Below are 22418 nucleotides of genomic sequence, written 5' to 3'. Positions count from 1 at the left end.
TATAACGCTTGTTATTACTAGCTGTAGCGATACCGTACGATAGGGTATCTCGAGTCTTTTTGCGGATTTTTCTGCGAAAAAAATCTATAAGGCATTCCTAAGAGTTTGCAAATGGGCGACCTGGCGGCAGAACTCGGCGCTGGAGAGGCGCTGTTTCGGCCGTGGGCTCAATGCCTGGCTGATGGCCCGCGTGGGTTGCCGGGTCAGGCGGGCGAGTACCTGCCATTGTTCGGCGACGGCCAGTTGTTCGAAACCTGGGTGAAGCTGGCGTGCCCGGCGCACCACGTCTTGCTGCAAGGCATGCAACAGGTGCTGCTGGCCGTTGTGGCGCAGGTGGAAACCGGCGCTGGCCTGCACGTGCTCTTCCAACTGGCGCCGCGCCTGGGAGGCGGGTAGTTGCAGCGGGCCATGACGCACCGCCGAACGCCAGAACCACAGGGCGATCAAGGCCAGCAATGCCACCAATGCCTGGGGAAAATAGCGCAGCAACAGGGTCAGCAGGTCGTCGTGGTCGGTGTTGAACAACAGTGTGACGTCCGTGTCGGCGCTCAGATACCAGAGCAGCCAGGCGTTGTCGTACTGGTCGATGGCGTCGTTCTTCCACAGCTCGGCGTCGGTGATCACGGTGATCGAACCCAGGCCGAGGTTCAATTGCATCATGTGGGTCGCGAGCGCGCTGTTGGCCCAGGCCTGCGCCAGGTTATGCGGGTCTTCGAGGTGAAAGTCGGTGTCGAAGCCGACATAGGCGGGCGCTTGCTCATCCTCCAGGTAAAGCTTGGTCAGTTCCGGGTAACGGTCCTTGATCAGTTCGGGCGCGGGCTCCTTGAGGTCCTTGCTCAGAAATTGGCGCAGGCGCACGCGGTCGAGCAGCAGGTCGCCGCTGCTGCCGGTGCTGTCGTCCCACAAGGCTTCGGCCACGAAGAGCAAGCGCCCGCCGGCCCGGGTCCAGTTCATCAATTGCTCGACTTCCCGTGGCGTCATGTGGGTTCGTTCGCCCAGTAACAGCAGGCTGTGCTGGCGAGGCTCCAGGGTGGGCAGCACATTCAGGCTGTTGGCGTGCTCGACGGCGATGCCCTGCTGGCGCAGGAAATGCTCGGCGGCCAGGTAAGGATTGGCCTGGGCTTCAGGGGAGGGACCGTGCTCGATGACCTCTTCATAGGGCTCGGCCTTGGTGTAGAGGTAGAGGCCGAATGCGCACACCAGCGCGGCCAGCACGGCGCCGATCAGCCACCCCGCGTGCCGGCTCATCGAGACGCTCCTGGACCGAACAGCTGGCGCCAGCCGTCACACAGTTCCTGTTGCAGGTGTGTCGGCGGGGGGCGATGTCCATAGGCAATGTTTTGCCAATGCAAGGTCAGGCTTTTGCTGAAGCCCAGCAGGTTGTCCTGCTTGAGCTGTTCGACGCGTTGCAGCACCTGGCCTTCGGTGTCGGCCGGTTTCAAGGGGATCTTGAAGTCATGATGCAACCGGCTGAGCAGCGCCCGGTACAGCAGACCCAGGGCTTCACGGGGCTGAGTGGCCCATAGTTGTTCAACGCTGGCGGCGACGTCGGCGGGCAGGCTCTCTTCGCGAATATCCAGGCCAAAACTGCGCGCAGGTACGGCGCGTTCCACCGGCAGGCGCTGCCTCGGTCGGCGATTGACCAGGGTCTTGAGTCTTTCACGGTAGCGCCAGGCCAGCCAGACGATCGCCGCCACCAGGCAGGCCCACAGCACCACCTGGATCAACGTGGCGGCGATGTCGAAGCGTTGGCTGCCGAGCCATTTGAGCAATGGCTTGAGCCAGCTCGGTTTGGTCTCGGCTTCGCTCTCGGGGGATTTGGCCGTTTCTTTGCTGAAACGATAACGGGTGACGGTCTCGGGGTTCTTGAACGGCGGGGTGTCGAGGATTGCCTTGATACCGTCCCGGGAGGCTTGGCTGGTGAGGGGCTGCTTGAGCAGCCGCGGGCTGTCGGGGCCGCCGCTGTCCTCGGCGGCAAACGCCGGGGGCGCCAGCGGCAGCAGCATCAGGGCCAGCAGCATCAACGCCGGGGCCACGCCGCTCAGGCGTTGGCGCAGGCGTCGGAATACCAGTTCGATGTCCCACGCCTCGAGGATCGTGCGCCGGTTCAGGTAGAGGCTGAAGCCGCAGGCGACATACACCGGCTCCCATAAGATCAGCAGCAGTGGGTACAGGAAGTTGACCAGGTGTTCGAACCACAACCAGTCGTGCTCGGCCGCTGACACCAGCGTTTCCCAATCCCATTGCAGTTCGACTTGTTGCGGCACGAACAGATAGAAAAGGGCCAACAGGCCGAACCACAAGGCGGTTTCCAGGTGCACGCCGATGATGGTCAACCATTGCGCCGCGCCGCGGTTGCGTTGCTGCAATACCCGCAAGCGCTGCGCCCGCGCCTCACCGCTAAGCCCCTCGAGTTGCACCACGGGCATCAGGAAGCTGCGGCTCAGGCTCAGCCTGCGCCAGGTCAGGCTGGCCAGCAACTGCGGCTTGAGCAGCGCCGGCCACTGGCGTAACGCCTGCCGCAAGGTGGGGGTTTCGCCAAACAGTGCCTTGGACAGAATGTACAGCGGCAGCCGGTCGAAGGCCGGCTTCAACCACCAGAACAGCATCACCACCAGTGACGGTGAGTCCCACAGCAGCAGGGTCAGCAACAGGTACACCGGCAATGTGCTGATCGCCCAACTGGTCATCAGCAGGCGTCGATGCCGCTGGCTCATCAACACCCCAAGGTCCATGGCTTCCCAGGTGGTGCGTGGGCGGATGACGACGGTGGCGTCACTCAGGCGCATGGCGGCCCCGTCCGGCAAGCGACAGATAGCTGATCACCAACAGCCACAACAAGGCACCCACGGTGTATTTGGTGGCGGGTGTCACGGCGCTGGAAGACCAGTAGGCCTCGATGAACGCGGCAATGAGCAGGAGCAGCATCACACCGCCGATCATCAGCACGCTTTTGCCCGCCGCGAGCCGCAAGGCCTCGCCTCGGGTCAGGCGTCCCGGCGCAATCAAGGCCCAGCCCAGTTGCAGGCCCGCGGCCCCAGCCAGGGCGATGGCGGTGAGTTCGAAGGCGCCGTGGCCAATCACGAACGACCAGAACGTTCCCCCAGAGCCGATCTGGGTCAGGTGCCCGGCCACGGCGCCAATGGTCAGGCCATTGAAAAACAGGAAAAACGCGCTCCCCAGGCCAAACATCAAGCCACTGGCAAAGGTCTGAAAGGCAATGCCGATGTTGTGCATGATGTAGTAACCGAACATGACCCAGTCTTCGCTGGCGGCCCGCTCGATCGAGCGCCCCAGGTGTCCGGACGTCGGGTCATACATGCTGCGGATCTGGCTGATTTCGTCGGCGCCGAGCACGCTGTAGACCAGTTCCGGGAACAGATAGACCAGCAGCCCGATGCCCACCAGGCTGCCCAGGAACATCAGGCTGGCGGCCAGTACGAATCGCCATTGTTCACGGACCAGTCGGGGAAAACCGACCAGGATAAAGGCCGAGAGGCTGGCCGAGGGGCGGCTGCGGTCCCGGTAGAGTTGCTGGTGACCGCGCAGCGCCAGTTGTTGCAGGGTGTCGACCAGCAAGCTGCTGTAGCCCCGGGCCTGGGCCAGTGCCAGGTGATGGCAAAGCCGTCGGTAGGTCGCAGGGAAGTCGCTGCTCTGGGGGACGTTGCGGCTGCGCTCCAGTTGGTCGAGTTGCAGGGACAGGTGCGCCCATTCCCCTTGGTGACGGTTTTCGAACAGGCTTTGCTTCATGTTGGCCCCAGCAGACCGCGGGCGAGGCCATTGAGTTCGGCCGCGGCGTTTGGCACCTGGACGTTCAGCGGCGCGGCCAGGATGGCAGCCAGTTCGTTGACCCGCGCCGGGGAAAGTTCTGCCTGGCGTTCGGCGAAGCCCAGCACGGCACGTTGTTCATGCAGGCTCAGGGTGAAAGGTGTTCGTATGGGCGGTGCCATTGGCAAGGCGGGGCGTTTGACTGGCTGTTCGCGATACACCACCAGCGTGCCGGCCGCGAGGTCGCCCAGGCGCTTGAACGCCGGATGCTGCAGGCAACTGATGGCTCCGAAGGTGTAGCCGAAGGGCAGCATGTCGACGAAACGCAGCAGGTTTCGGATCAACGACGCCGACCAGTCGATAGGCCGGCCATCGTCCTGCACCACGCGCAGCCCCATGATCTGCTTGCCGGGAGAGCGCCCCTGATTGAGTACCTCGAACAGCACCATGTACCACCAACTGACGACAAACAGCAGGATGGACCCCAGGCCCATCCCCAGTTCGCCGAAAAACGCCAGGGCCAGGAAGAAAAGCCCCAGGATCAACCCGCGTATGCCCAGATCGATGGCGAATGCGATTGCACGCGGCATCAGTCCCGCCGGGCGCAGCGGCAGGTCGATGCCTTCGGGCGTTTCAACCTGATAGCGCGTGTCCAGGGGCGTGGGCAGCGTCGCGTTCCTTTGCAGTGCTGGTGTCTCGAGCATGGGCAACCTGTGATGGGCCAGACCGAATGTTCAATCTCGGTCCCGATGCTAGCAGTCTTCGCGCGGGCAAACGATACAACTGTGTGGCGCATTCATGGATTGCAACAGGATTGATGCAACAGGATTGAGAGCGTGGGCCGGGCATTGCCTTCGCGGACACCGGAGTTCGACTATGGGGGCGGACTTGCTCGCGAAAGCGGTGGGACAGTTTGCATCGAGGTCGAATGTAGCGCGGTCTTCGCGAGCAAGCCCGCTCCCACATGGGCTCTCGGGTGTTTACAGATCCAATATCCACCCCCGCATTGGCATTCAAAAGTTACAGGACGGCTGGTCGCAGGTGGGTTCGAGCGCCTAGACTTCGCCTGTCTTCAGTTCAGGAACAGCCCGTGACTTCCATTTTCTGGTACGACTACGAAACCACCGGCATCAACCCGCGTTGCGACCGGCCCTTGCAGGTGGCGGGTATCCGTACCGATTTCGAACTTAATGAAATCGACGAACCGGTGAACCTGTATTGCCGGCCGAGCGATGACATCCTGCCTCATCCGGCGGCCTGTGCAATTACTGGCATTACTCCGACATGCCTGGCCGAAAAAGGCTTGAGCGAAGCCGATTTCATGACCCGTGTCCACGGCCACCTGGGCGCGCCCGGTACCTGTGGCGCCGGCTATAACACCCTGCGCTTCGACGATGAAATGACCCGTTACAGCCTCTATCGGAATTTCTTCGACCCGTACGCACGCGAATGGCAGGGCGGCAATAGTCGTTGGGATTTGATCGACCTGGTGCGTGCGGCCTATGCGCTGCGCCCGCAAGGCATTGTCTGGCCGCAAGAGGACGGTCGCGTGACCCTCAAGCTCGAGCGCCTGACTGCCGCCAACGGCATCGACCATGGCCAGGCCCACGATGCGTTGTCGGACGTGCGCGCGACCATCGCCTTGGCCCGCCTGATCCGTCAGCAGCAGCCCCGGCTCTACGACTGGCTGTTCCAGTTGCGCAGTAAACAGAAGGTGATGGACCAGATCCGCCTGTTGCAGCCCATGGTGCATATTTCCGGTCGCTTCTCGGCGGCGCGCAACTACGTCGGCGTGGTCTTGCCGCTGGCCTGGCACCCGAAAAACCGCAACGCCCTGATCGTCTGCGACCTGCACCTGGACCCCCAGGGGCTGCTGGACGACGATGCGCAAAGCCTGCGCCAGCGTTTGTATACCCGCCGTGAAGAATTGCCCGAAGGTGAGCTGCCGGTGCCGCTCAAACTTATCCATATCAACAAATGCCCGGTGATCGCGCCATTGTCGGTGCTGCGTGCCGAGGACCTGCAGCGACTGGAACTGGACATGGAGGGCTATCAGCAACGGGCATTGCGGCTAACTGACGCACAGAAAGTTTGGCAGGATAAACTTCAGGTTATTTATGGTCGGGAGGATTTCACCGCCAGCGAGGATCCCGAGCAACAGTTATACGCGGGTTTCCTGGGGGATCGCGATCGACGTTTATGTGAACAAGTCCGCATGGCTGACCCTGCGCAATTGGCTCAAGAACGCTGGCCTTTCGATGATGAGCGTTTGCCAGAACTATTGTTCCGATATCGCGCGCGCAACTTTCCAGATACGTTGAATCCTGAAGAGCAGGGGCGTTGGAGACTTTTCTGTCAGCAACGGCTGTCATCCCCAGAGTGGGGCGCGCCTAATACCTTGGAAAGTTTTGATGCGGCGATGGGGGAGTGGATGGTCCTGTCAACGCCAGTGCAGCAAGAAGTACTCATGGAGTGGCAGGGTTACAGCCAGCAATTGCGCAACCGTTTAAGTCTGGAGCCGCAATGAACTGAAAAGATGACAGGCATAAAAAAACGCCAGCAATCGCTGGCGTTTTTTTGTTCGCAAAGAAGCTTGCGCAGTGGTGAGGCTTAGCCCAGCAGGGTTGCCCAGCCTTCCACCACGTCACCGCCCCACTTGGCTTTCCACTCTTTCAGAGTTTTGTGGTTGCCACCTTTGGTTTCGATGACTTCGCCGTTGTGCGGGTTCTTGTATTGCTTAACTTTGCGAGCGCGTTTGGTGCCGGTAGTTTTCACGGCGCCACGTGGTGCTTTGCTCGACTTGGCTTCTGGATCCAGCAGGGCAATGATGTCGCGCAGCGATTTGGAGTATTCGCCCATCAGCGTGCGCAGTTTGCCTTCGAATTCAAGCTCGGTTTGCAGTTTGTCGTCTTGGGACAGGTTTTTCAGGCGAGCTTGCAGTTCTTTGATGGCTTCTTCTGTGGCGCGGTATTCATTGATCAAGGACATGTGGACTACCTTATGTAGGATGCGGGTGACAAGGACACAGTGCGGCAATAGTAATCAGACAGTTTCATCAAGTAAACATTTAACCGGTGTTTTATTTAATTAATTAGTGCTGTGCCACAAAAACGCCTGATGCAGTTAAATACCGTGACAGAGTCTTCACCGCTGTTCGCACGTATAGCCTGCTTTTGCGGGGCACGCCGGTCGTGGCTTGGGGCTGTCGTCGAGATTTGGCCTGTCATCGATACTGCAGTTTTGCCGCGCAATGGCTAGAATGGCCGCCTTTGCGAAGTTCTGGAGTTTCCCTAATGCGCACTTTTCGTCTGGTGATTGCTTGCCCGGACCGCGTCGGCATCGTTGCTAAAGTCAGTAACTTTCTGGCGGCCCATAATGGTTGGATCACCGAAGCAAGCCATCACTCGGACAATCAAAGTGGTTGGTTTTTCATGCGTCACGAAATTCGTGCCGACTCGCTGCCCTTCGGTATCGAAGCCTTTCGTGAAGCGTTCGCCCCCATTGCCGAAGCGTTCTCGATGGACTGGCGTATCACCGACACCGCGCAGAAAAAACGCGTGGTGCTGATGGCCAGTCGTGAGTCTCACTGCCTGGCCGACCTGTTGCACCGCTGGCACAGCGATGAGCTTGATTGCGATATTGCCTGTGTGATTTCCAACCATGACGACTTGCGCAGCATGGTGGAATGGCACGGCATCCCGTATTACCACGTACCGGTCGACCCCCAGGACAAACAGCCGGCGTTCGCCGAAGTCTCGCGACTGGTCAAGCAGCACGATGCTGAGGTGGTGGTACTGGCCCGCTACATGCAGATCCTGCCGCCGGCCTTGTGCCGCGAATACGCCCATAAGGTCATCAACATTCACCACAGTTTCCTGCCGTCGTTCGTGGGTGCCAAGCCGTACCATCAGGCGTCGATGCGCGGTGTGAAGCTGATTGGCGCTACCTGTCACTACGTGACCGAAGAACTGGATGCCGGCCCGATCATCGAGCAGGACGTGGTGCGCGTCAGCCACAGCGACAGCATCGAAGACATGGTGCGTTTGGGCCGTGACGTAGAGAAGATGGTGTTGGCCCGGGGGCTGCGTTATCACCTGGAAGATCGGGTGCTGGTGCATGGCAACAAGACGGTGGTGTTCTGACTGGATTTGGGCTCTTGCAGGCGCTGCCGAAGGCTGTGATCTTTCGATTTTAATCTTTCGCTCGAGACTCAAGCGGTAGGGGAAAGATCGCAGCCTCGCTTCGCTCGTCAGCGGCTACAGGCGCAGCCGAGCGGGAACAATCTCTGGCCACAATGATTCAGGCCACCTTCTTGCGGGAGCAGCATTGCGCCATGACCGATCCGTTGGACAAAGCCACCTCCAAGGCGCCAGCGACCCTGGGCGAGGGTTGCCTCAGCCGCTATGACCCAGATGCGTTGGGCCCGGAGGACGGCACTGAGTTTCCTGATGCCGCGCAATTGTGGGAGCAACTGCATTCCCAGGACGAGCCCGAACAGAAACCGTGATGTGTCAGGCCTGCCTGAGCCTGATCAGTTTCTTGAGCAACGGCCGCCCGACCATCAGGAAGAACACCGGCCCACCGGCCACCAGATAAAAGTAATAGGTCACCGCCCGCCAGATCAGAATTGCCGCCGCTGCGGTGGATTTGCCCACCATGGGGGCCAGCAGCGCCGTAGAGGTCAATTCGGCCGCCCCGGCGCCGCCCGGCAGCAGGCTGAACTGCCCCGCACTCAGGGACAGCATCTGGACCAGGAAACTCCAGGCCCACTGCAAGTCTGCCCCCAGCCCCTTCAATACCAGGTACAACACGCTGTAGCGCAGCACCCAATGCAGGCAGGTCAGGCCGAAGACCTGGAACAGTGTCTGTCGTGGCAACTTCAAGGTGTCGGTGAATGCTGCCAGAAAGCTCAATATCTTGCGGGCCCAGCGTCGACGGGTGACGGCTTTTACGCGCAGGTGGTGCAGCAGGCGAGCGCCCAGTAGAATCAATCGGCGGTGATACCGGGCCACCAGCACGCAGCCGAACAGCCCGCCAAACAATGAAATCGCGCTTAACGCCAGCATCCATTCCATGCGCTGGCTGAGATTCTGGAACAGCGCGTAAAACACGATGCCCACCAAAGCGCAGAGGAAGAACAGCAAGTCGCTCAACTGATCCATGGCGAATACCGCGCTGCCATGGGCCGGGCGCACGCCGTTGCGTGCCAGCAGGGCCATCAGCGTCAGCGGGCCGCCACTACCACCGGGCGTCGCGCACATGGCGAACTCGCTGGACATCACCACGCCGATGCTTTTGAGCCTGCCGATGCGCCCACTGTGTTCCCCCAGCAGTAGGCGCAAGCGCACGGCGTTCAAACCCCAGCACAGCACGATCATGCCGAGCATGGCCAGCAGTAGCGACACGGGAAAGCGCTGCACCCGTGACCACATTTCCCCGCCACCGACCAGTAGCGGCACCAGTAGTGCCGTGAGCAGGGCGACGCCCAGCCAGATCAGCCGTTTCATGCGGCGCTGCTGAGTTGCAGCCCCTGGGTCGCCAGCCAGCCGACTTTGGTCATTGGCACGCGACCGTCGTTGAGCAGGCGTTCGAGGGTGCGCAGCCAATAGTCCCGGGAAAAGGTATGGCGCATGTCCACCGGGTGCAGGCCCAGGCGAATCACCGGGGCCTGGCGCCAGCGCTGTTCGCGTTGGTCGCTGATGACTTTCGACAGGCCGCGGCGCCAGGCGCTGCGGGCGCTCCAGACCAGCCCTGGCGCGTCGATGGCGGTGAAGTCGGGCAAGCGATAAAGGTGTTGGGTATCACTGGTGTAGCTCAGGGGCAACTGGCGCAAGGCCTGGCGCGTGCCTTCGCTCATCAGCCAGGCGGGGGCGACGAAACCCTCCAGCGGCCAGTGGTAGCGTTCAAAGGTTTCGATACCGGCACGCAGGCGGGCGAGGGCGGCGGCCTTGGACAGGTTGTAGAACTCGCCCTCGTGGGTATAGACCCGGCGCATGAACCAGTCCTTGGGGTGGCGGGCGACAGGGCCATCGTCGCAATGGTAGTAGCCATGCAGCACCAGTTCGTCGCCGCGCTCGACCCGGTTGTCAAGCTGGCGCCGAAAGCCGGGGTGAGCCTCCAAGGCATTGTTGCGATGAAAGTCTGGCACTACCAACCAGGTCATTGGCACTGGGCCGAGGGCGTCGACGGCGTCGACGAACGGTTGGTAGTCGGGCCAGGTTTGCGGTGCCACGTCGTGCAGCACCAGGAGCACGTTGGGTGAGTGATTCATCGACACCGACCTCGCTTCAACCATTGGCCAGCAGTGGCATCTGCTCGCCGAGTACGGCGTAGTAGTGCCCCAGCAAGCTGTTGACCACGGTATTCCAGGCGTAATGACGCTCCACGTGCCGGCGTGCCAATCCCCCCCGGCGTTGACAGCCTTCGTAAAACAGTTGGCGCACGGCATTGGCCATGGCCTGTGGGTTGTTGGGTGTGCACAGCAGGCCGCAGTCTTCGTCGACGATTTCGGTGAAGGCCCCCGCTGCCACCGCCACCACGGGAATGCCGCTGGCCATGGCCTCGAGGATCACCAGGCCGAAGGTCTCTTGGTCGCCAGCGTGCAGCAGGGCATCGGCGCTGGCCATGAGTCGGGCGACTTGCGATGCCGGACAGAATTCATCGACCACCGTGACGTTGCTCGGCACCACGGCGGGCATGGACGAGCCCACCAACAGCAGGTGGTAGCGTTCGCCCAGGCGTTTCATGCATTTGAGCAGCACCGGCAGGTTTTTTTCCTTGGAGCCGCGACCGGCAAAAATCAGCAGGCGCGTGTCTTCGGCGATGCCCAGCTCGGCGCGCAACTCCGGGTCACGGGCGGCCGGGTTGAAGGTTTGCAGGTCGACGCCCAACGGTTGCACGTAGACGTTCTTGACCCCCAGTCCGGTGAGTTTGTCGGCCATGACCTGGCTCGGTGCCAGGACCCGGTCGAAATTGCCGTACAACTTGCTGACATAGGCTTCGATGTTGGGGGTGAACCAGTTGCCCATGCGATTGCTCACCAACAGCGGCAGGTCGGAGTGATAGAAACCGATGACGGGGACGTCGAGTTGGCGACGGGCGTCCAGCGCGGCCCAGGCCGTGAGGTAAGGGTCGCCGACCTCGATCAGGTCCGGTTGCAGGTCGCGCAGGACATTGCGCCAGGGCGCCAGGCGAAGGGGAAAGCGATAGCCCTTGCCGAACGGCAGCGCAGGGGCCGGAACCTGGTAGATCCCATCGTGCTCGCTCAAATGCGCGCCGGGAATCAGCAGGCTGTGGCGAATACCGGGTCGATTACCCAGGCGCCGGTGCTTGGCATCCAGATAAGTGCGCACGCCACCGCTGGCAGGGGCGTAGAACATGGTTATGTCCGCTATATGCACGATGAACGTCCCTCCGGTCAGTGTTCTCCTGTGTTGACCTTTAGTAAGAATAGATGTTCGGTTGGGGTTGTGGGGGTGGAGTGTCAGTGGAGTATTGCCGGGTTTGACAGGGCCTCATCGCGAGCAAGCTATTATTCCTGGCGCCGGGGCCTTAATGCGCCAGGCATGCTTTTATATAAGCGTGCAAAATGGCGTCATATCGCAAACACCACAGGTGACCACATGCCTGACTCATCGCAACTCGTTATCGGGGCTGACCTTAGCGGCCAACCCATTGCCCAGGCCATGCGCCTGGCGAACCGTCATGGTCTGGTGGCGGGTGCCACCGGTACCGGCAAGACCGTCACTTTGCAACGCCTGGCCGAAATGTTCAGCGATGCCGGCGTGGCGGTGTTCGCGGCGGACATCAAGGGTGACCTGTGCGGCCTCGGCGCCGCCGGCCACCCCCAGGGCAAGATCGCCGAGCGCATCGCCGGCATGCCTTGGCTCAATCACAAGCCCCAGGCTTATCCGGTGACCTTGTGGGATATCCACGGCCAGTCCGGTCATCCACTGCGCACCACCCTGAGTGAAATGGGCCCGTTGTTGATCGGCAGTCTGCTGGAATTGACGGACAGCCAGCAGTCGGCGCTCTACGCCGCGTTCAAGGTGGCTGATCGCGAAGGCCTGTTGCTGCTGGACCTCAAGGACCTGAAGGCGCTGCTCAACCACCTCAAGGATAACCCTGAGTTGCTGAGGGACGATGCGGCCTTGATGACCACCGGTTCCAGCCAGGCGTTGTTGCGACGTTTGTCCACCCTGGAACAGCAGGGGGCGGAGGCGTTGTTCGGCGAGCCGGCCTTGCAGCTCGAAGACATCCTGCAACCGGCCAGTGATGGCCGTGGTCGCATTCATTTACTTGACGCCACTCGTCTGGTTCATGAAGCGCCGAAGGTCTACGCGACGTTCCTGCTGTGGCTGTTGGCCGAGCTGTTCGAACAGTTGCCTGAGCGCGGTGATGCAGAGAAACCGCTGCTGGCACTGTTCTTCGATGAGGCGCATTTGCTCTTCGCCGACACGCCCAAGGCCTTGCAGGAACGCCTCGAGCAAGTGGTACGGCTGATTCGTTCCAAGGGCGTGGGGGTGTATTTCGTGACCCAGTCGCCGGGCGACTTGCCGGACGCTGTGCTGGCGCAGTTGGGCTTGCGCATCCAGCACGGACTGCGGGCCTTTACCACCAAGGAGCAGAAATCCCTGCGGGCGGTGGCCGACGGTTTCCGACCCAACCCACAGTTCGATGCCCTGGCGGTGCTGACCGAACTCGGCATCGGTGAAGCCCTGGTGGGCACCTTGCAGGAAAAAGGCACGCCGCAAGTGGTCCAGCGCGTGCTGGTGGCACCACCGCAATCGCGCATCGGACCACTGAGCGAAGCCGAGCGCGCCGGGTTGATCGCAAGTTCACCGTTGCAAGGGCGCTACGACAAACCCATTGACCGCGAATCGGCCTATGAAGTGCTGATGGACCGCAAAGGGCTGGAGCCGCAGGCTGAAGTGGCACCGAGCAAGCCGGCGGCTGAAGCGCCAAGCTTCACCGAAAAGGCCGGGGAATTGCTCGGCACCGCGGCCGGTCAGGCGCTTAAATCGGCCATGCGCCAGGCGGCCAATCAGTTGGGGCGGCAACTGGTGCGTGGGTTGATGGGGTCGTTGCTCGGTGGCAGCAAGCGTCGGTAGTTAGAGCCGGCTCGCCGCCTTCGCGAGCGGGCTCGCACACAAGGGCTTGGCGTCGTACACGAAAGAGGTGTTCGCTGCAGATCCAGTGTGGGGGCGAGCTTACTCGCGATAGCGATTGAACAGGCGCCGAAAATCTCAGCCCTTGGGCCTGGCATGTGCCGCCAACCGCTCCAGCGCCGCCCGCAGGTTGGGATCGCTGATGCCGTCGGCGGTGGCTTGAATGGTCTCGGCGGCGTCGGTAGACAAGTCCAGCGTGTGCCCCTTGGCGCCGACCTGGACGGTGGGTGGTTGTACCTTGAACAGGATCCGCGTCAGGTTGGCGAATTCTTCGAACGCCTGGAGCTGGCGCAGCAGGCGTTTTTGCTGGTAGCGCAGACGCGTCGCCCAGTGGCCGTCGGTGACGATCAGTAACAAGTTGCCTTCGCGCCAGGACGCCACGTGGCAATGCTCGCGCGCGGCCGGTTGCAACTGGCTGTCCAGCAGGCGTTGCAGGTGACCCAGGCGTCTGGCGTGGCCGAAGATGGCTTTCAGCGGCTTGGCTTCGCGCAGCAGAACGGCGGGTGCCTTGGCTGGAAGAGGGCGAAAGGCCATGAATGAATACCGCAAGTGACAGAGGCGCCATGGTAGCAGAAAGCGCCGGATGCGCCTCGACCCTCTCGCCCAGCGGCTTTTTGGTTGCACAATCAATGAGTAACTTCTGCGCCGGGTGGGTTGAAGTTCGCGCAAAAGCCCTTATTTTAAGCGAGCCCCGTCACAGCGCTGTGCCAGCATCGTGGAATAACGCCACTTTCCTCTCCATCGTTTCCGGGTAGAATGCTCGTTCGCATGCGGCCATGAGGGCTGCACGGGCGACTCACGGGGCCGCCCTCCATCCCTTTAGTGTGGAAGATCCTGCCGATATGTTTGCGCCTTTGTTAAAGAAACTTTTTGGAAGCAAGAACGAGCGTGAAGTCAAACGCATGCTCAAGACGGTACAGACTGTCAATGCCTTCGAAGAGCAAATGGTGGCCCTTTCGGACGATCAGTTACGCGCCAAGACTGCCGAATTCAAGGACCGCATTGCCAAGGGGGAAACCCTCGATCAGCTCCTGCCCGAAGCCTTCGCGGTCGCCCGTGAAGCCGGCAAGCGGATCATGGGCATGCGCCACTTTGACGTTCAGTTGATCGGCGGCATGACCTTGCACGAAGGCAAGATCGCCGAAATGCGTACCGGTGAGGGCAAGACTCTCGTGGCTACCTTGGGCGTGTACCTCAACGCGCTGTCCGGCAAGGGCGTACACGTGGTGACGGTCAACGATTACCTGGCCCGCCGCGACGCCAACTGGATGCGCCCGCTCTACGAATTCCTCGGCCTGAGCGTCGGCGTCGTCACGCCGTTCCAGCCGCCGGAAGAGAAGCGCGCCGCCTACGCCGCCGACATCACCTACGGCACCAACAACGAATTCGGTTTCGATTACCTGCGCGACAACATGGCGTTCAGCATGGAAGAAAAATTCCAGCGTGAACTCAACTTTGCCGTGATCGACGAAGTCGACTCCATCCTCATCGATGAAGCCCGTACCCCGCTGATCATTTCCGGTCAAGCCGAGGACAGCTCCAAGCTGTACATCGAGATCAACAAGCTGATCCCGCAGCTCAAGTTGCACGTCGAGGAAGTCGAAGGCGAAGTGACCCAGGCTGGGCACTACACCGTTGACGAGAAGACCCGTCAGGTCGAGCTCAACGAAGCGGGTCACCAGTTCGTCGAGGAAATGCTCACCCGCGTCGGCTTGCTGGCCGAAGGCGAGAGCTTGTACTCGGCCCACAACCTGGGCCTGCTGACCCACGTTTATGCTGGCCTGCGTGCGCACAAGCTGTTCCAACGCAACGTCGAGTACATCGTGCAGGACGGCCAGGTCGTATTGGTGGACGAACACACCGGCCGTACCATGCCGGGCCGTCGCCTGTCCGAAGGCCTGCACCAGGCCATCGAAGCCAAGGAAGGCCTGAATATCCAGGCCGAGAGCCAGACTCTGGCCTCGACCACCTTCCAGAACTATTTCCGCCTGTACAACAAGCTGTCCGGCATGACCGGTACCGCGGACACCGAAGCGTTCGAGTTCCACCAGATCTACGGCCTGCAAGTGATGGTGATTCCACCGAACAAGCCGCTGGCCCGTAAAGACTACAACGACCTGGTGTTCCTGACTGCCGATGAGAAATACGCGGCGATCATCAACGACATCAAGGAATGCATGACCCAGGGCCGTCCGATCCTGGTGGGTACCGCCACCATTGAGACCTCCGAGCACATGTCCGCCCTGCTCAACAAGGAAGGCATCGAGCACAAGGTCCTCAACGCCAAGTTCCACGAGAAGGAAGCCGAGATCATCGCCCAGGCCGGTCGCCCGGGTGCGCTGACCATCGCCACCAACATGGCTGGCCGTGGTACCGACATCCTGCTGGGCGGCAACTGGGAAGTGGAAGTCGCCAGCCTGGAGAGCCCGACCCCAGAGCAGATCGCGCAGATCAAGGCCGACTGGCAGAAACGTCACCAGCAGGTACTCGAGTCTGGCGGTTTGCAGGTGATCGCTTCCGAGCGTCACGAGTCGCGCCGTATCGACAACCAGTTGCGTGGCCGTGCCGGTCGCCAGGGCGACGCCGGTTCCAGCCGTTTCTACCTGTCCCTGGAAGACAGCCTGATGCGTATCTTCGCCTCTGACCGGGTGAAGAACTTCATGAAGGCCCTGGGCATGCAACCGGGCGAGGCGATCGAGCACCGGATGGTGACCAACGCCATCGAGAAAGCCCAACGCAAGGTCGAAGGCCGCAACTTCGATATCCGTAAGCAATTGCTCGAGTTCGACGACGTCAACAACGAACAGCGTAAAGTGATCTATCACATGCGTAACAGTTTGTTGGCCGCCGACAACATCGGTGAAACCATCGCCGATTTCCGCCAGGACGTGCTCAACGCCACCATCAGCGCCCACATCCCGCCGCAATCGTTGCCGGAGCAGTGGGACGTCGCCGGCCTGGAGGCCGCTCTGCAGAGCGACTTCGGCGTGGCATTGCCGATCCAGCAATGGCTCGACGAAGACGATCACCTGTATGAAGAAACCTTGCGCGAGAAACTGCTGGCCGAACTGATCGCCGCCTATAACGAGAAGGAAGACCAGGCCGGCGCCGAGGCGCTGCGCTCCTTCGAGAAGCAGATTGTGCTGCGAGTGCTGGACGACTTGTGGAAAGACCACCTGTCGACCATGGATCACTTGCGTCACGGTATCCATTTGCGCGGCTACGCCCAGAAGAACCCGAAGCAGGAGTACAAGCGCGAGTCCTACACGCTGTTCTCCGAATTGCTCGACTCGATCAAGCGCGACTCGATCCGTGTGCTGTCCCACGTTCAGGTCCGCCGCGAAGACCCGGCCGAGGAGGAAGCCCGCCTGCGTCAGGAAGCCGAAGCCCTGGCCGCGCGCATGCAGTTCGAACACGCCCAAGTCTCTGGCCTGGAAGCGGATGCCGAAGAGGGCGTCGATGTAGATGTCGCCCTGGCGGCCGCACCCGTGCGCAACGAGCCGAAGCTGGGCCGCAACGAACTGTGCTATTGCGGTTCGGGCAAGAAATACAAGCATTGCCACGGGCAGATCCAATAAACCCGTTTCATCGCTGAACGACCCGCGCCGCGACCGGTTAGTGGCCTGTGTGGCCAGTGCTGTTAGTCAACTTCTGCATCCGGAGTTGACTAACCGCACTGGCCACACAGGCCACCTTCCGTCGCGGCGTTTTGCCATTTTGATTCGCCGTTCCGATGAGGGCGGCGTCGATTTATCTACTAAGGAGCGCATTCATGGCTGTTGGTCTTGGTCCGTTGCCAACGTTGCACCCGGTTGCCGGTTTTGAACTCGGTATTGCTTCGGCGGGCATCAAGCGCCCCGGGCGCAAGGACGTCGTGGTCATGCGTTGCGCCGAAGGCTCGACGGTGGCAGGCGTCTTTACGCTCAACGCCTTTTGCGCAGCGCCGGTCATCTTGGCCAAGCAACGTGTGCAGGGGGCGGTACGTTACCTGCTGACCAACACCGGTAACGCCAATGCCGGCACTGGCGCGCCAGGCCTGGCCGCCGCCGAGCGCACCTGCGCCAAGCTGGCGGAACTGACAGGTGTAGAGGCCAACCAAGTACTGCCGTATTCCACCGGCGTGATCGGCGAGCCACTGCCGGTCGAGAAGATCGAAGGCGCGTTGCAGGCCGCCCTCGACGATCTGTCGGAAAACAACTGGGCTGCCGCCGCCACCGGCATCATGACCACTGACACGTTGCCCAAGGGCGCGAGCCGCCAGTTCGAGCATGATGGCGTGACCGTCACCGTGACCGGTATCAGCAAAGGCGCCGGCATGATCCGCCCGAACATGGCGACCATGCTCGGCTACATCGCCACCGACGCCAAAGTCTCGCGCCAAGTGCTGCAAGACCTGATGCTCGACGGTGCCAACAAGTCGTTCAACCGCATCACCATCGACGGCGACACGTCCACCAACGACTGCTGCATGTTGATCGCCACCGGCAAGGCCAACCTGCCGCAGATCACCGAGGCCAGCGGCCCGATGTTCGCCGCTTTGAAGCAGGCTGTTTACGAAGTGTGCATGGACGTGGCTCAGGCCATCGTGCGTGACGGCGAAGGTGCGACCAAGTTCGTGACCGTGCAGGTCAACGGCGGTGGCAATCACCAGGAATGCCTGGATGTTGGCTACACCGTGGCCCACTCGCCGCTGATCAAGACCGCACTGTTTGCCTCCGACCCGAACTGGGGCCGGATCCTTGCCGCCGTTGGCCGTGCCGGTGTGCCTGAGTTGGACGTGAGCAAGATCGATGTGTTCCTCGGTGACGTCTGCATCGCCAGCCAAGGTGCCCGCGCTGCGACCTACACCGAAGCCCAGGGCGCGGCAGTGATGCAACAGGAAGAAATCAGCATCCGTATCGAACTGGGGCGTGGGGATTGCAGCGAAACCATCTGGACGACCGATTTGTCCCACGAGTACGTCAAGATCAACGCTGAGTACCGGACTTAAACCGAGCAAGCCCGCTCCCACAGGGGATTGGTGGTGTGAGCACTTTCTCAGTCACCCAGCAAATCTCCTGTGGGAACGGACTTGCGCTCGCGAAGGCGCCAGAACAGACAACCTCAGAACCATAAGAAAGGAGTCCACATGAGCCTGCACCTGATCATCGGCGACAAAGATCTCTCTTCCTGGTCCCTGCGCGGCGCGCTGGCCCTGGCGCTGACCGGCGCGAAGTACACCGAAGAGCTGGTCAGGCTTGACCAACCCGACACCCGCGAGAAGCTGCTCAAGTATTCGGCCACGGCCAAGGTCCCGTTGCTCAAGACCGAGTTTGGCGTGATCGCCGATTCCCTGGCGATTGCCGAATACCTGGCTGAACAGTTTCCGGATGCCAGTCTCTGGCCCAAGGATGTAGCCGCCCGGGCCCAGGCACGGTCGGCCTGTGCACAAATGCACAGCGGCTTTTTCGCCATCCGCAGCAACATGCCCTTTGACCTGCTACGCGATGCACCGTTGTCGCCCATGCCGGCTGACGTCCAGGTGGAAATCGAGCGGATGTTGGCGCTGTGGGCCGAATGCCGTGCCGCGGCGACCGAAACCGGTCCCTACCTGTTTGGCCGCGCGAGCCTGGCCGACGCATTTTTTGCCCCTGTTGCCGTGCGCTTGCGCACTTTCCAGGTGAAACTGTCGGAGGTCGATGAGGCCTACGTCGAAACCCTTTATCAATGGCCGGCGTTCAAGGCGTGGCAACAAGCTGGCCTGGAGGACACTGCGCGGTGAAACGAGTCCATGTGGCGGCAGCGGTCATCCGCGATGCCGCCGGTAGAATCCTGATCGCCCGACGGGCCGACACCCAGCACCAGGGCGGCTTGTGGGAGTTTCCTGGCGGTAAGGTCGAGGCCGACGAATCCGTCGAAACCGCCCTGGCCCGCGAACTTCACGAAGAGCTGGGCATTGTCGTCGACGCCGCTCGGCCGTTGATCAAGGTGCGTCACGATTACCCGGACAAACAGGTACTGCTGGATGTCTGGGAAGTCTCGGCGTTCACCGGCGAGCCCCACGGCGCCGAAGGTCAGCCGTTGGCCTGGGTGACGGCACGTGATCTGACGAACCATGAATTTCCGGCGGCCAATCAGCCGATCGTTGCGGCGGCTCGTTTGCCGGGTGAATACCTGATCACCCCTGAAGGCCTTGAGGCGCCGGCCTTGCTGCGCGGCATGCAGAAGGCGATTGCCGGCGGGATCAAGTTGGTCCAGCTACGTGCCCCCAACGGTTACGACCCGCAATACCGCGATCTGGCGGTGGATGCGGCGGGGCTGTGTGCCGGCAAGGCCCAGCTGATGCTCAAGGGGCCGTTCGAATGGCTGGGGGATTTCCCTTCCGCTGGCTGGCACATCACCGCCGCGCAATTGCGCAAGCATGCAGCGGCCGGTCGACCGTTCGGCAAAGACCGCTGGTTGGCGGCCTCCTGCCATAACGCCGAAGAACTGACCCTGGCGCAGCAGATGGACGTGGATTTCGTGACACTCTCGCCGGTGCAACCGACCCAGACCCATCCCGACGCACAGCCGTTGGGGTGGGTAGAGGCAGCGCGGTTGATCGAGGGCTTCGATAGGCCGGTTTACCTATTGGGTGGGGTCGGGCCTGGCGAGCGGCAAAAAGCCTGGGAGGCCGGGGCGCAGGGTGTGGCGGGGATTCGGGCGTTTTGGCCTGAAGCTTGAAAATGGGGTGCACCAGCTGACGCCATCGCGAGCAGACTCGCTCCCACAGGGGGAGTGTGTGGCATCAATAGTGATCACACCGCAGCCTACTGTGGGAGCGAGCCTGCTCGCGATGGCGACCTGACAGGCAATACAGTTATCTGATCAATCCGCGGGCTTGGCCGCCGCCACCCATAGCACTTCCGCCACCCCCTGCCGCCGGGCAATGACCCGCGCGGCCACGAACAGCAGATCCGACAATCGATTGATATAGGCCAGCCCCGGCCCGGCCAGCGGTTCCATGGCGTTCAATTGCTGGCAACGCCGCTCGGCGCTGCGGGCCAGGCTGCGGCAGACATGGGCCTGGGCGATCAGCGTCGAGCCACCGGGCAGGATGAAGTTTTCCAGGGGGCCCAATTCCTCGTTCCACCCATCGATCGCCGCTTCCAGCCGCTCGATTTCCGCGACGTTCAAGGCCTGATAAGCCGGCATCGCCAGTTCCCCGCCGAGGTCGAACAGACGGTGCTGACAAGGCCCCAGCACGTCACTGACCTCCTTTAGCCCCGGATGTCGGGCCGTCTCAGTGGCGAGCCCGGCCAGCAATAAACCCAGCTGGCTATTCAGCGTATCCACTTCGCCGATGGCTTCGACCCGTGGGTGGTCCTTCGCCACGCGGCGACCATCGCCCAACCCGGTTTCACCTTTGTCGCCGGTGCGGGTGTAAATCTTCGACAGGCGAAAACCCATGCTCAGCGCTCCAGTTGTTTGTTTTCCTGCGGCACCATCGAAGTGCTCGCCAGGGGCAGGCGCAAGGTGAAGCAGGTGCCTTGACCCGGCGCCGACTGCACTTCCATCTGGCCCTTGTGGTTGTTGGTGATGATGAAATACGAGACCGAAAGCCCAAGGCCCGTGCCCTGGCCGATCTCCTTTGTGGTGAAGAAAGGCTCGAAGGTGCGTTTGCGCACGTTCTCGCTCATGCCGATGCCGTTGTCCTCGACCTGGATTTCCGCCCACGGTGGATTCAACCGCGTGCGCAGGATAATGCGCCCCGGTTCGCTGTCGTCCTGGCGTTGGTGGATCGCCTGGGCGGCGTTTTTCAGCAGGTTGAGCAGCACCTGTTCCAGCTCGTTGGCCGTGCCAGGCACCGGGCCCAGGTTCGGGTCGAACTGACGAGTGATCGCCTGGCCCTTGAAGTCGAAACCGATTGCCAGGTCGAAGTCGTTGCCGGCGATATCCACCGCTTGGTCGATCAGCGCCGGCAGGTCGCAAGGCGCCATCTGTCGGGTGCTGCGACGGCTGAAGCTGAGCATGTGGGTGACGATTTTCGCTGCCCGGGCGCCGGCCTGCTGGATGCCGTCGAGCAGCAGCGGAATCTCCCGGCTCTGCAGGTAACGATTGACCACCGGCAGGTCGATACCCAGTTGCTCGGCCTGTTCGAGGTTCTTGGGCAGATCCGGCGACAGGCGTCGGCGGATGTTCTGCACGTTGTGCAGGATCGCGCCCAGGGGGTTGTTGATTTCATGGGCCATGCCCGCCGCGAGGCCGCCGACCGAAAGCATTTTCTCCGATTGCACCATCATTTCTTCCAGCGACAGGCGCTGGGTGATGTCGTCGATCCGGATGACCACGCCACGTCCGGTGCCCCCCATCAGTGGGTAGAAGGTGAGGGCGTAATGCCGGGCTTCGTCGTCCTTGGTCCAGGTGACGCGTTCGATCTTGGCCACCGTGTGTTGCTCGACGGTCTGCTTGAGCTGGGGCAGATAGGGTTTGAGCGGTTCGAAGGCGAGGAAAATCGGCTGGTTCAGCGCCTCGTCCAGCCGGGTGCCGGAGAGAGCGCTGGCTTCCTGGTTCCATTGGGTGACGTAGAGTTGCTCGTCGAGGGCGATCAGCGCCGACGGCATGGAGTCGATGATGCTGTTGAGGTAGTTCTGAAAGCCGGTGAGCTTTTTCTCGATCTTGCTGCGCACCTGGACTTCCAGCTCCAGCTTGCGATTGGTATGACGGGTTTCTTCCGCCAGGCCCTGGGCCTGGTCGTAGGCGGCCTGGGAGTCGTCCCGTGCACGTTTGAGTTGCTGCTCCCGGGCTTCGATCCGCGACAACATGGTATTGAACGCCTCGGCCAGGCTGCCGATCTCGTCGTGGTTGCCGCGTGCGGCACGCAGGGCATAGTTCTCTTCACGGGTGACTTGGCGTGACAGTTCTTCAAGTTGATGGATCGGCTGGGTGATCAGGCGCTTGATCTGGCGGGCAATGATCAGCCACAGCAACACGCTGAAAATCAGGATGCCGAGGCTGGCGGTCAGGGTGCCGGTGTAGAACGCGGTCGGCAACTCGCTGCTGGCCACCAGTAGCAGATGGCCGGGCGCCGTGCCGGGACGGGGCAGGGTAATGACTTGGTTGCTGCGAAATTCGCCCGCCTGCCAGGCTTGTATGTTGCGGTATTGGTCCGGCAGCTTGAGCTTTTCGCCCTGTTGCAGTTGTGCCAGGCGTTCGCCCTGGCCGTCGTACAGTGCCGCCGCCCGTAGCGGTGCGTAGCTGTTGAGCTCATCGAGCAGGCGTTGGGCACTTTGTGGCGAACGCAGGGCGTCGGAGATCAGGCTCGGATTGGCCACCAGCCGGCCAATGGTCTGCAGGGCCTGGGGCGCCATGCTTTCCTGGGAGATATAGTAGGCGGCGCTGATAAAGGTCAGGTTGGCCACCAGCAGGACGGTGGTCAGCAACACCAACAGGGCGGCCAGCAGTTTCTGGCCGACCGGGAGGTTTTCAAGGTGCTGGCGCAATGGCATCAGACTCGTCGCTAAA

The 22418-nt window shown here is 61.6% G+C and carries 19 protein-coding genes; 8 read left to right on the top strand and 11 right to left on the bottom strand.

Annotation, left to right across the window (positions count from 1 at the left end):
- Positions 1–84: 84 nt before the first annotated feature.
- Genes AACY42_RS01515 through AACY42_RS01500 form a run of 4 tightly spaced genes read right to left on the bottom strand, consistent with a single transcriptional unit; the run spans position 85 to position 4472 of the window.
- Complete coding sequence (locus AACY42_RS01515) at positions 85–1248, bottom strand: DUF4350 domain-containing protein (RefSeq protein ID WP_339475602.1); 1164 nt, start codon at positions 1246–1248, stop codon at positions 85–87.
- Positions 1245–2789, bottom strand: coding sequence for a DUF4129 domain-containing protein (locus AACY42_RS01510; RefSeq protein ID WP_339475600.1), 1545 nt, complete (start codon positions 2787–2789; stop codon positions 1245–1247). The genes AACY42_RS01515 and AACY42_RS01510 overlap by 4 nt, the downstream gene beginning before the upstream one ends.
- Positions 2776–3750 carry a stage II sporulation protein M gene (locus tag AACY42_RS01505; protein ID WP_339475597.1) on the bottom strand — a complete coding sequence of 325 codons (975 nt, stop codon included), beginning with the start codon at positions 3748–3750 and terminating at the stop codon, positions 2776–2778. Before AACY42_RS01505 ends, AACY42_RS01510 begins: the two co-directional genes overlap by 14 nt.
- Positions 3747–4472, bottom strand: coding sequence for an RDD family protein (locus AACY42_RS01500; RefSeq protein WP_339475594.1), 726 nt, complete (start codon positions 4470–4472; stop codon positions 3747–3749). The genes AACY42_RS01505 and AACY42_RS01500 overlap by 4 nt, the downstream gene beginning before the upstream one ends.
- Positions 4473–4858: 386 nt before the next feature.
- On the opposite strand from AACY42_RS01500, the gene sbcB reads away from it, so the two are divergent.
- Positions 4859–6295, top strand: coding sequence for an exodeoxyribonuclease I (gene sbcB, locus AACY42_RS01495; RefSeq protein ID WP_339475591.1), 1437 nt, complete (start codon positions 4859–4861; stop codon positions 6293–6295).
- Positions 6296–6378: 83 nt separating this feature from the next.
- Here the strand turns inward: sbcB and mvaT are convergent, their stop codons facing one another.
- Positions 6379–6756: a histone-like nucleoid-structuring protein MvaT gene (mvaT, locus tag AACY42_RS01490; protein ID WP_003205091.1), complete on the bottom strand. Its 378-nt coding sequence runs from the start codon at positions 6754–6756 to the stop codon at positions 6379–6381.
- 305 nt (positions 6757–7061) lie between these two features.
- Between mvaT and purU the strand changes: the two genes are divergently transcribed.
- Together purU and AACY42_RS01480 are read left to right on the top strand one after the other, a co-directional pair.
- Complete coding sequence (gene purU / locus AACY42_RS01485) at positions 7062–7910, top strand: formyltetrahydrofolate deformylase (RefSeq protein ID WP_339475586.1); 849 nt, start codon at positions 7062–7064, stop codon at positions 7908–7910.
- Between the two features lie 191 nt (positions 7911–8101).
- Positions 8102–8275 carry a hypothetical protein gene (locus AACY42_RS01480; RefSeq protein ID WP_339475584.1) on the top strand — a complete coding sequence of 58 codons (174 nt, stop codon included), beginning with the start codon at positions 8102–8104 and terminating at the stop codon, positions 8273–8275.
- Positions 8276–8279: 4 nt separating this feature from the next.
- On the opposite strand, the gene AACY42_RS01475 is transcribed toward AACY42_RS01480, so the two are convergent.
- Genes AACY42_RS01475 through AACY42_RS01465 form a run of 3 tightly spaced genes read right to left on the bottom strand, consistent with a single transcriptional unit; the run spans position 8280 to position 11147 of the window.
- Positions 8280–9275 carry a lysylphosphatidylglycerol synthase transmembrane domain-containing protein gene (locus AACY42_RS01475; RefSeq protein ID WP_339475582.1) on the bottom strand — a complete coding sequence of 332 codons (996 nt, stop codon included), beginning with the start codon at positions 9273–9275 and terminating at the stop codon, positions 8280–8282.
- On the bottom strand, positions 9272–10039 hold the full coding sequence (locus tag AACY42_RS01470; protein WP_339475579.1) for a DUF2334 domain-containing protein: 768 nt from the start codon (positions 10037–10039) through the stop codon (positions 9272–9274). Before AACY42_RS01470 ends, AACY42_RS01475 begins: the two co-directional genes overlap by 4 nt.
- A 16-nt stretch (positions 10040–10055) precedes the next feature.
- Complete coding sequence (locus AACY42_RS01465) at positions 10056–11147, bottom strand: glycosyltransferase family 4 protein (protein WP_339475576.1); 1092 nt, start codon at positions 11145–11147, stop codon at positions 10056–10058.
- A gap of 243 nt (positions 11148–11390) precedes the next feature.
- On the opposite strand from AACY42_RS01465, the gene AACY42_RS01460 reads away from it, so the two are divergent.
- Positions 11391–12878, top strand: a complete 1488-nt coding sequence (locus AACY42_RS01460; protein ID WP_339475573.1) for a helicase HerA-like domain-containing protein — start codon at positions 11391–11393, stop codon at positions 12876–12878.
- A 135-nt stretch (positions 12879–13013) separates the two neighbouring features.
- Here AACY42_RS01460 and AACY42_RS01455 read toward each other — a convergent pair whose 3' ends face one another.
- The gene (locus AACY42_RS01455; protein WP_339475570.1) at positions 13014–13469 is read right to left on the bottom strand and encodes a DUF721 domain-containing protein; all 456 of its coding nucleotides are present in this window, start codon (positions 13467–13469) and stop codon (positions 13014–13016) included.
- 308 nt (positions 13470–13777) lie between these two features.
- Here AACY42_RS01455 and secA point away from each other — a divergent pair, with 308 nt between their 5' ends.
- The 4 genes from secA to AACY42_RS01435 all read left to right on the top strand — a co-directional run bounded on the left by secA (position 13778) and on the right by AACY42_RS01435 (position 19637).
- A complete protein-coding gene (gene secA, locus AACY42_RS01450; protein WP_339475567.1) occupies positions 13778–16513 on the top strand; it encodes a preprotein translocase subunit SecA in 2736 nt (911 codons plus the stop codon).
- A 194-nt stretch (positions 16514–16707) separates the two neighbouring features.
- Positions 16708–17925: a bifunctional glutamate N-acetyltransferase/amino-acid acetyltransferase ArgJ gene (gene argJ, locus AACY42_RS01445; RefSeq protein WP_339475565.1), complete on the top strand. Its 1218-nt coding sequence runs from the start codon at positions 16708–16710 to the stop codon at positions 17923–17925.
- A 138-nt stretch (positions 17926–18063) separates the two neighbouring features.
- Positions 18064–18696: a glutathione S-transferase family protein gene (locus tag AACY42_RS01440; RefSeq protein ID WP_339475563.1), complete on the top strand. Its 633-nt coding sequence runs from the start codon at positions 18064–18066 to the stop codon at positions 18694–18696.
- On the top strand, positions 18693–19637 hold the full coding sequence (locus AACY42_RS01435; protein WP_339475561.1) for a Nudix family hydrolase: 945 nt from the start codon (positions 18693–18695) through the stop codon (positions 19635–19637). The genes AACY42_RS01440 and AACY42_RS01435 overlap by 4 nt, the downstream gene beginning before the upstream one ends.
- 144 nt (positions 19638–19781) lie before the next feature.
- On the opposite strand, the gene AACY42_RS01430 is transcribed toward AACY42_RS01435, so the two are convergent.
- Positions 19782–20363 carry a cob(I)yrinic acid a,c-diamide adenosyltransferase gene (locus AACY42_RS01430; RefSeq protein ID WP_339475559.1) on the bottom strand — a complete coding sequence of 194 codons (582 nt, stop codon included), beginning with the start codon at positions 20361–20363 and terminating at the stop codon, positions 19782–19784.
- Positions 20364–20365: 2 nt separating this feature from the next.
- Positions 20366–22402 carry a sensor histidine kinase gene (locus AACY42_RS01425; protein WP_339475558.1) on the bottom strand — a complete coding sequence of 679 codons (2037 nt, stop codon included), beginning with the start codon at positions 22400–22402 and terminating at the stop codon, positions 20366–20368.
- Between the last annotated feature and the right edge of the window lie 16 nt (positions 22403–22418).

The organism is Pseudomonas sp. RL_5y_Pfl2_73 (genome assembly GCF_963970515.1).
GTDB lineage: Bacteria > Pseudomonadota > Gammaproteobacteria > Pseudomonadales > Pseudomonadaceae > Aquipseudomonas.
Note: the sequence above shows the minus strand (reverse complement) of the source record. Positions and strands in the feature narration are given on the sequence as shown.